6 protein-coding genes are annotated in these 9263 nt (G+C 35.5%); 3 read left to right on the forward strand and 3 right to left on the reverse strand.

What is annotated here, in order from left to right; genetic code table 11:
• Positions 1–25 precede the first annotated feature (25 nt).
• Both aceA and C0430_RS01025 read left to right on the forward strand, forming a co-directional pair.
• Positions 26–1306, forward strand: a complete 1281-nt coding sequence (gene aceA / locus C0430_RS01020) for an isocitrate lyase (RefSeq protein WP_290864539.1) — start codon at positions 26–28, stop codon at positions 1304–1306.
• A 158-nt stretch (positions 1307–1464) separates the two neighbouring features.
• Entirely contained in the window at positions 1465–2754 is a 1290-nt protein-coding gene (locus C0430_RS01025) for an aminopeptidase P family protein (protein WP_290864541.1), read from the forward strand.
• Between the two features lie 59 nt (positions 2755–2813).
• Here C0430_RS01025 and C0430_RS01030 read toward each other — a convergent pair whose 3' ends face one another.
• A complete protein-coding gene (locus tag C0430_RS01030; protein ID WP_290864543.1) occupies positions 2814–4019 on the reverse strand; it encodes an AbiH family protein in 1206 nt (401 codons plus the stop codon).
• A 142-nt stretch (positions 4020–4161) separates the two neighbouring features.
• Here C0430_RS01030 and C0430_RS01035 point away from each other — a divergent pair, with 142 nt between their 5' ends.
• Entirely contained in the window at positions 4162–4944 is a 783-nt protein-coding gene (locus tag C0430_RS01035; RefSeq protein WP_290864545.1) for an alpha/beta hydrolase, read from the forward strand.
• Between the two features lie 46 nt (positions 4945–4990).
• Here C0430_RS01035 and C0430_RS01040 read toward each other — a convergent pair whose 3' ends face one another.
• Together C0430_RS01040 and C0430_RS01045 are read right to left on the reverse strand one after the other, a co-directional pair.
• The gene (locus C0430_RS01040; protein ID WP_290864546.1) at positions 4991–7753 is read right to left on the reverse strand and encodes a PD-(D/E)XK nuclease family protein; all 2763 of its coding nucleotides are present in this window, start codon (positions 7751–7753) and stop codon (positions 4991–4993) included.
• Between the two features lie 74 nt (positions 7754–7827).
• Positions 7828–9258 carry an OmpA family protein gene (locus C0430_RS01045; protein WP_290864548.1) on the reverse strand — a complete coding sequence of 477 codons (1431 nt, stop codon included), beginning with the start codon at positions 9256–9258 and terminating at the stop codon, positions 7828–7830.
• Positions 9259–9263 lie beyond the last annotated feature (5 nt).

Raw genomic sequence — 9263 nt, forward strand, 5'->3', positions numbered from 1 at the left:
AAAACCACCAAAAAAACAATAAATTATGAAAACCACAGAAACAAGAATTCAAGAATTAGTTACCGATTGGATTACAAATCCAAGATGGAAAGGTATCGAACGCCCTTACACTGCTGAAGAAGTGGTAAAACTCCAAGGTTCTTATCAAATAGAGCATACCATTGCAAAAATTGGCGCCAACAAATTATGGAACAAATTGAATTCCCAGGATTTCGTTGCCGGACTTGGAGCACTCACGGGAAATCAAGCCATTCAAGAAGTAGAAGCAGGTTTAGAAGCTATTTATTTAAGCGGATGGCAAGTTGCCGCTGATGCAAATGTTGCTGGAGAAATGTATCCTGACCAATCTTTGTATCCTGCAAACAGTGTTCCATTGGTGGTAAAACGAATCAATAATGCACTTTTACGTGCAGACCAAATACAAGTTGTAAACGGAACAGCTGACAAAAAAGATTATTTAGTTCCCATAGTTGCCGATGCCGAAGCTGGTTTTGGAGGCAATCTAAATGCTTTTGAATTGATGAAATCGATGATAGAGTCTGGTGCGGCAGGAGTTCACTTTGAAGATCAATTGAGTTCTGCCAAAAAATGTGGACACCTTGGCGGAAAAGTATTGGTTCCTACACAAGAAGCCATCAACAAACTAATTGCTGCCAGATTAGCTGCTGATGTTATGGGAACACCAACACTTGTTGTTGCCCGTACTGATGCTGATGCCGCTAACTTATTAACCAGCGATATCGATCCAAGAGATGCGAAATTCATCACGGGAGAAAAAACAGGCGAAGGATTTTTCTACGTAAATTGTGGTGTTGAACAAGGAATTGACCGTGGATTGAGCTATGCTCCTTATGCCGACTTGATTTGGATGGAAACCAGCAATCCAGATCTTGATTACGCCCGGAAATTTGCCGAAGGAATTCACGCAAAATTCCCCGGAAAAATGTTGGCTTACAACTGTTCACCTTCTTTCAACTGGGCTGCCAAATTATCGGTTGCCGAAATGGAAACATTTAGGGAAGATTTAGCGGCAATGGGATATAAATTCCAATTCATCACCTTGGCTGGATTCCATGCACTAAACACCAGCATGTTCGAATTGTCCATGGCTTACAAACAAAGAGGAATGGCAGGTTATTCTGAATTACAGGAAAGAGAATTCGCTTTGCAAAAACAAGGATTCAAAGCTGTAAAACACCAAGGATTTGTAGGAACTTCTTATTTTGATGCGGTACAAAACACGGTAACAATTGGAAAATCTACAACAACTGCCATGAAAGATTCTACTGAAACTGCCCAGTTCTAAGTCAATCTTTCTAACACAAAACTCAAAACGCTGCCGTTTAAAATGTAAATTTTAATCTACCGTGTTTTGAGTTTTTTATTTAAATTATGACGAATTCATAACAAAAAACGATTTAAACTTACTATTTTTGAGTAAACAAAAGTATAACCCTAATTGTTATGAAATACCATCAAATTGACCGACACCTTTTTATAAAAAATCGCGCCAAATTCACGGCTCAAATGAAGCCAAAAAGCGTGGCGATTTTCAATTCCAATGACATTTATCCCGTTTCTGCCGACAGTACTCTGCCATTTGCACAACACCGCGATATTTTCTATTTAAGTGGAGTTGACCAAGAAGAAAGCATTTTACTGCTTTTTCCGGACGCACCTTATGAAAACCAAAGAGAAATGTTGTTCCTCAAAGAAACCAGCGAACACATTGCAATTTGGGAAGGCGAAAAATTAACCAAAGAACGAGCTTTTGAAGTTTCAGGAATAAAAACCGTGCATTGGTTGCAGGATTTCGAAAAAGTTTTGTTCGAAATGATGACACATTCCGACACGATTTACATCAACACCAACGAGCATTATCGTGCTACGGTAGAAACCGAAACTCGCGAAGCCCGTTTCGTAAAATGGTGGAAAGAAAAATATCCTGCACACGCTGTCGCAAAAAGCAATCCCATATTGCAACGCATTCGTTCCGTAAAAGAAACAGAAGAATTGGATTTAATCCAAAACGCATGTAATATCACTGAAAAAGGTTTTAGAAGATTATTGTCATTCGTAAAACCAAACGTAACCGAATACGAAATTGAAGCCGAATTGATTCACGAATTCATCCGCAATCGTTCCAAAGGTTTTGCTTACACACCCATTATTGCTTCGGGAAATAACGCCAATGTTTTGCATTACATCGAAAACAACCAGCAATGCAAGGCAGGCGATTTAATTCTATTGGACGTGGCCGCCGAATACGCCAATTATTCCAGTGACATGACGCGAATGATTCCCGTTTCTGGTAGATTCAACGAAAGACAAAAAGAAGTTTATAACGCTGTTTTACGCGTGAAAAACGAAGCAACCAAAATGCTTGTTCCGGGAACTTTATGGAAACAATACCATTTTGAAGTGGGCAAAATAATGACTTCGGAACTACTTGGTTTAGGACTTTTGGACAAAGCCGACGTGCAAAACGAAAATCCGGATTGGCCTGCTTACAAAAAATATTTTATGCACGGAACTTCCCACCACATGGGATTGGACACGCACGATTACGGAATCTTGACCGAGCCAATGAAAGCCAACATGGTTTTTACCGTAGAACCAGGAATCTACATTCCTGCTGAAGGTTTCGGAATTCGATTGGAAGACAATTTGGTAGTTCAGGAAACTGGCGAACCGTTTAACTTGATGCGAAATATCCCGATTGAAATTGAGGAAATCGAGAGTTTGATGAATTAATTTTAGATTTCTGAGTTTAGAGTTTAGATTTAAAACGGTTTGCAGAAATGTGAGCCGTTTTAAAAAATGAAAAATGAATCTGAAATAGTATAAGTTTCTCGACCAAATTCACGATTAATATTTTCAGCTTTCAATTCAACAAAATACAACCTACCAAACTTATTCATTTCAAGAATCGTATTCTTATCTATTATACTAAATAAATTTTTCCATTTATTTTCTTTATCTTTTGCGTTATAATAGAACACACAAATTTTAGAATACTCAGTCTTATCAATCTTTAAAAACTCAAATAAATCAATAATATATTCTTTGTCTGATTCATCAAGAGAATGTCCAATAATATAGAAAATTTTTTCATCAAAAATATCTTTTGCTGATTTTGGAATCTCTATAAATTTGTTGTTAGAGTTTTTATTTACCTTCTGATAATATTTAGTGAAATCAAACATCTTGCTTGCTTTAACATCTTTTGGCATTTCACTAATTCCAAGAACTATATTTTGTTTGCCACAATCTTCATTTATTTCACCGTGTAAATAAATCACTTTAGACTTACCTACTTTATAAATATTTTCCAAAGTTGGAGTGTAATTAAATGTGTAAATTTCATTCATTAAATGAAATGGAATCTCTATTTTTTCCTTTGTTTCAGCATAAAAAACACCAACAATATCAACTAAATAACGATTAAAAATCACAATAAATTCCTCAAATGATTTCGCTAAATCTTCAATTATTTTTTTAAAGTTAATACTACCCTTCCTTACATTAATATATTCTTCCTTTAATTTAAATATTTCGAAACTAAAAAATGTCAATACATTAAAAATCTCAAAATCAGTTTCTTTCATTAATGAATCACTAAAGTAATTTTTTCTAATAACTGATTTATCTTCATATTTATTAAATATTGCTAATTGATTTAAAACATATTCAATTTCCATTTCAAAATCAATCCAAGTATCAATTTCCAAAACAGTTTTAAAATATTTATACCAAAGATTGGTTTTTAATAATTCATCTATTTGTTTAATTTTTGAATTATCAAATTTGATTTGTTCAACATTATAATTATCAATAATAGAATTATAATCATCTAGATATTTATCTTTAAATATTCTTCCGAACAAATCTCCAAAAGTGGCTTCTTTACTAGGCTGAAACTTTTCGATAGTCTCCATTATAGAAATAAAATGATGGTATTTCGTTGGTAAATGATGGAATAAATCAAATCCGTTTCCTGTTATTAAAATCTTGCTCATATCTAAAAAATCTTTATTCAAATGTAGTTATTTTCTTTAACAAATTAATAATCAACTCTCTTTAAGATTTTCTTACATGAACTTATATTTCTTATGTGGTTTAAAAAATTTTAGCCTTATTTTTGCAATAAAAATTCCTGTTTTGAATCAAATCGACTACAAAAACACGAAAATCTCCTATTTCGATACCGGCAAAGGCAGTGCCGTTGTTTTGCTGCACGGTTTTTTGGAAAACCAAACAATGTGGCAGGATTTAATTCCGGAATGGAACAAAAAAAACCGCATCATCAGCATCGATTTATTGGGTCACGGCAAATCAGGATGTTTGGGTTATGTGCATTCCATGGAAGACAATGCCGAGGCTGTTCAAGCGGTTTTGTCCAAATTGCGAATCCGGAAAGCCATTTTTGTCGGGCATTCCATGGGCGGTTACGTGGCTTTGGCTTTTGCCGAGTTGTATCCTGCGATCGTAAAAGGTTTGGTCTTGATGAATTCGACTTCAAAAGCCGACAGCGAGGAACGAAAAACCAATCGGAATCGTGCCATAAAAGCCGTGAAGAAAGATTATATTGGGTTTGTAAGACTGTCCATTGCCAATCTTTTTAACCCAGACAATCGGGAACGATTAGTTGACGAAATCGAAAAAGTAAGAGCCGAAGCCTTAAAAACACCATTGCAAGGAATCGTCGCTTCACTCGAAGGAATGAAAATCAGAAAAGACAGAGAAACTTTACTGCGCTCCGCTACTTATCCAATCTTGTTTATTTTAGGGAAAAAAGACCCCGTTTTGAATTATGAAGACGGCTTGAAACAAATTGAAAATACCACTGCAAAACTTGTCACTTTTCCTGACGGTCACATGAGTCACCTTGAAAATCGAGAAGAATTGAAAAATGTATTATTAGAGTTTTTTAAAGAGGTTTAAACTTTTATCGAAATGACAGAATAAAAGTTTATGCTAAACTAAATGGTTAAATTTTCTCCTCAAAAGGGATTTCTTTATCCAAAATTTCATTCAACAACAAAACCATTTGTTCCAAATAATTGGATAGAATTTCTTTACCAATTATAGCATTTTCCACTTTACCATCTTTGAAATTAAATGGTAAAAATCCGGATTTCAAGTTTTTGAAAGAAATAATTCCGGCTTCAATTGGCTTTCCATTTACTTCGTTTTCATACATATAAGCATAGGCCAAAACCTGGATAATTTTATCGTTTTTGATTTCTGCCGTTAGGCCTTTCCATGATTTTAGAGTAACATTGGGCTTTTCGACTTTACCCGTTTTATAATCGATAATCCTGATAACTCCGTTGCACTCTTCAATCCTGTCCACATTCCCCTTGATTAAAACCGGGAAAGGCAAACTCGGATGTTCCAACTTTCTTTCAAAAGTTTTTTCAAGTTCCAAAATCTTGACGGCATCACCATTTTTGATGCGTTCCAATTCAACTTTCAGAAAATTGAAGACATTTCGTTTTGCCACTTCAAAAGCCAGCAAGTTTCGCCCTTTTTTGATTTCGCCTTCTTTATAAACCAATTTGAATTGCTTCAAAACTTCGGCATCCAACAATTTGAAACAGTTTGAAATGTCAGTTTCGGATAAAAACTTTCCAATAAATGGAGCATATAATGCTTCCAAGGTTTCGTGAATAATAGTCCCCAAAGTATTCAAGGCAATATTTTCCTCGACTTCCTCGACTTCACTGATGCGCAAAATCTTTTGGAAATAAAAATCAATTGGATTTCGGATATAACTTGTCAAGGCTGATGGAGAAAATCCTTTTTCGGCAATTTCCTTCAATCGCAACATTACTGCCTGTGATTTTGGAATTACCATTGGCTGATAAGCCGTTTCGGGCAAAACTGCATTATAAATCTCGTGGGAAAGTGTATGTTTGGGTTGTTTCTCCACTTCCAATTGGGTGATAAAACGACTTTTTTCGCCTGCATCCAAGCCTTCGCTTTCAGTGTTGTAAAGCAAGTAAATGTTCTTGGCGCGTTGCAATAAATGATAGAAATGATAGGTGTAAATCGCATCTTTTTCCTTGAATGTAGGCAAACCCAATTCCCTTTTCACATCGTAAGGAATGAATGAATTCTGCGATTTTCCAGCTGGAAATTTCCCTTCGTTCATTGAAGTGACGATGACGGTTTCGAAATCCAAAACACGACTTTCCAAAACACCCATGATTTGCAAACCATTCAAAGGTTCTCCTTCGAAAGAAACCTCAGCCAAATCTATTACTTGTTTGTAAATCGCATAAAGCGTTTCGATTTTGTCGATGTGCGAATGTTTTGCATAGTAATTAATCAGTTTATTGATTACTTTGAAAATGGCATAAACAAAGGCTTTGGTGATTTTTTCCTCTTCATTGTCGTTGCTTAAATTTGTTTTAATGGTTTGCAACAAACCAGAAATAGTTTCCAAAACCGCCATCGAACCTTTTTCCCATTTTTGGAACAACAACAAGAACAAATCCGTCGGATTGGGGTTCAATTCCATCAATTTATGATGCGTGACAAAGGTGTAATTGTTTTGATTGATGACGTTTACCAACGCACTGGTTTTTGCATAAGGTTCCACCAATGGATGTGTCAAAATATCCAAAACATCTTTGTAATAAAAGACATAACTTTTGGCATTCCTGGACAAGGAATTTGTGTGCATTTTAAACAATTTGGCAATCAAAATCTGTGCTGGATTATTCTTGCTTGAATAACCCATCGTGATATTCAAAGCACCAACAGTTGATGGCAGTGAATACAAAAGCGGCACCAAGAGGTTTTCCTCTCCAAGCACTACAGCCACTTTGTCCAAAGTTGTATTTGGATTTTCGTTGATAATATTTTCGATTGTGCTTCCAGTAATTTTGGCTTGACCTATAGTTTTAGGAGTGCCAATAATTTGGATGTTTTTAGACTGTGAAAAATCGTCCACAATCCATTCAAAAGGGTTGGATTTATAATGTTTCCAGCTCGATTTGAAACGTCTTACAAACAATCCTGCATCGTGAAACGGGTCATTTAAAAACGTTTGATCTACATCCCAATATATTTTGGCTTGATCCGAAGCGATTAAATGTTGAATGATTCGCTCTTCGGCGGCATTCAAGGCGTTGAAACCGGCAAAAACAAATTGTTTATCTTTTACGGAATCTGAAAAATGATTGAGATTGTTGACTGCTTCCCGATAAATCAAGCCTTGGTAACCAATTCCTTTGTTTAACAAATGATCGTAAAGCGATTGGTAATAAGTGGGCAATAATTTCCAAAAGTCGATGTAATTTTCAAGTAATTGCGTTTTGTTTTCGACTTCAATTCCCCATTTCTTGATATCTTCAATATCTTTTAGATAAGAAAGCACGTGTGATGGTTCCAATAAATAACGGTCTATCTCATTGAAATCCTGAAGCAATGTTTTGGCCCAATTGGCAAAAAGTTCAAAAGATTGTTGGTTTGGTTTTTCGGTTATGGACAAATAGACTTCATGGAATTCGAACAACAATTCTATTGGATCAATGTTTCGAATACTGGCAATATCTTGAATAAATTCTTCAATACTAATAATCTCAGGAGACAAAATATTGGTTGAAACCTGCTTTTTTAATGCTTCGACCAAAAATATTTTAGCTCTCTTATTAGGCAAAACCACAATGATATTAGATAGTTTTTCCGAATAATTCTCAATTAAAACCTGTGCAATTTTATCTAAAAATGAAATGTTTGTCATTTTATAAATATAAAAAAAGCCGTTCAATTAAGAACGGCTTTTTAAAATTATTTACAGATGTAAATTACATTTATTTAGAATGTAGAACCGATGTGTTTTACTTCTGTTCTTCTGTTTTTAGCTTTACCAGCTTTAGTTTTGTTTGAAGCAATTGGTTTAGATTCACCAAAACCTACAGCAGTCAAATTATTAGCATTTACGCCTTTTTCTATTAAAGCAGTTCTAACAGCATTAGCTCTGTCTTCAGAAAGTTTTTGGTTAAATTTAGTAGAACCATCGCTGTCTGTGTGTCCTTCGATGCTAAATTTAGCATTTGGATAATTTTTAAGGATTTCTCTCATTGCATCTAAACTAGCTACAGTTGCAGCGTCACCAACTTTGAAAGTAGATTTACCTGTATTAAAGTAAACTGATTTAGCTTGAATTTTAAGACTTTCAACAACTTCTGGAGTTACTTCAGGACATCCTTTATTGCTAGCAGGACCAGCTACTGTAGGACAATCATCATCTTTATCAGCTACACCATCTTTGTCAGCATCCAATACTGGACATCCACCATTTTCTTTAGGACCAGCTACTGTAGGACATTTGTCATCTTTATCGGCAAGACCGTCTTTATCTGTATCTGGACAACCTTTGAAAGCAGCTAAACCAGCAACTTCTGGACAAGCATCATCTTTGTCAGCAATACCGTCTCCGTCAGTGTCAGGACATCCGTTTAATGCAGCTAAACCAAATACATCTGGACAAGCGTCACTTCCGTCAATAATTCCGTCTCCGTCAGTATCAGGACATCCGTTGAATTGTTTTAAACCAGCAACTTCTGGACAAGCATCATCTTTGTCATAAATTCCATCACCATCAGTATCTTTTCCACCAAATTGGAAAGTAATACCAGCTGTGTGTTGGAAATGAGAAGGAGAGTTTGGAATATATTGATCTCCAACAGCATTTCTGTCTCCAAATGATTTTTTGTAAGAAGTCTCTAAAGAAAAACCAACGTTTTCAGTAAACCAAAATGTCAAACCAGCTCCTGGATTAACAGTTCCGTAACTGTTGTCTCCCAAGAAAGTATAACCTCCACCTAAATGCAAGGAAGGATCAATTACTTTAGATTTGATCAAAGACATAAAGCTATATTTAACGCTTGCGTCAATACCGTAATACATTAAATCTCCAGGATTTGTTACTGCATATCCAGCACCATTATGAACAGGAGCAGTAGGATCAAAAACTACAAATTTGTCAATTTTATTTATAGACCCTTGAATTCCAACAGAAAAATTGTTCCCAACTGATCTAGCAATGCTAAGATAAGACACAGAAGGTAGAATATTCCAGTTATCACCTACATTGAACGCTTGAGAAAAATGTTTGTCTAGCCAATTTTTTCCTCCGCCAGCACTAGTTCTTGTGTCAACTGCGTTAACGCCAAACGAAAGTGCCCATGGGTTGTTGCTGTTTTGTGCATGAGAGCTCATAGCCATCACCATCATTACGGCAATAAAAA

Origin of the sequence: Flavobacterium sp., from assembly GCF_013823965.1 — a bacterium.
Classification (GTDB): Bacteria; Bacteroidota; Bacteroidia; order Flavobacteriales; family Flavobacteriaceae; genus Flavobacterium.

Coding starts and splice junctions, on each gene's coding strand:
- C0430_RS01025 (WP_290864541.1), top strand. CDS start 1,465: ATGAAATACCATCAAATTGACCGACACCTTTTTATAAAAAATCGCGCC.
- C0430_RS01040 (WP_290864546.1), bottom strand. CDS start 7,753: ATGACAAACATTTCATTTTTAGATAAAATTGCACAGGTTTTAATTGAG.
- aceA (WP_290864539.1), top strand. CDS start 26: ATGAAAACCACAGAAACAAGAATTCAAGAATTAGTTACCGATTGGATT.
- C0430_RS01030 (WP_290864543.1), bottom strand. CDS start 4,019: ATGAGCAAGATTTTAATAACAGGAAACGGATTTGATTTATTCCATCAT.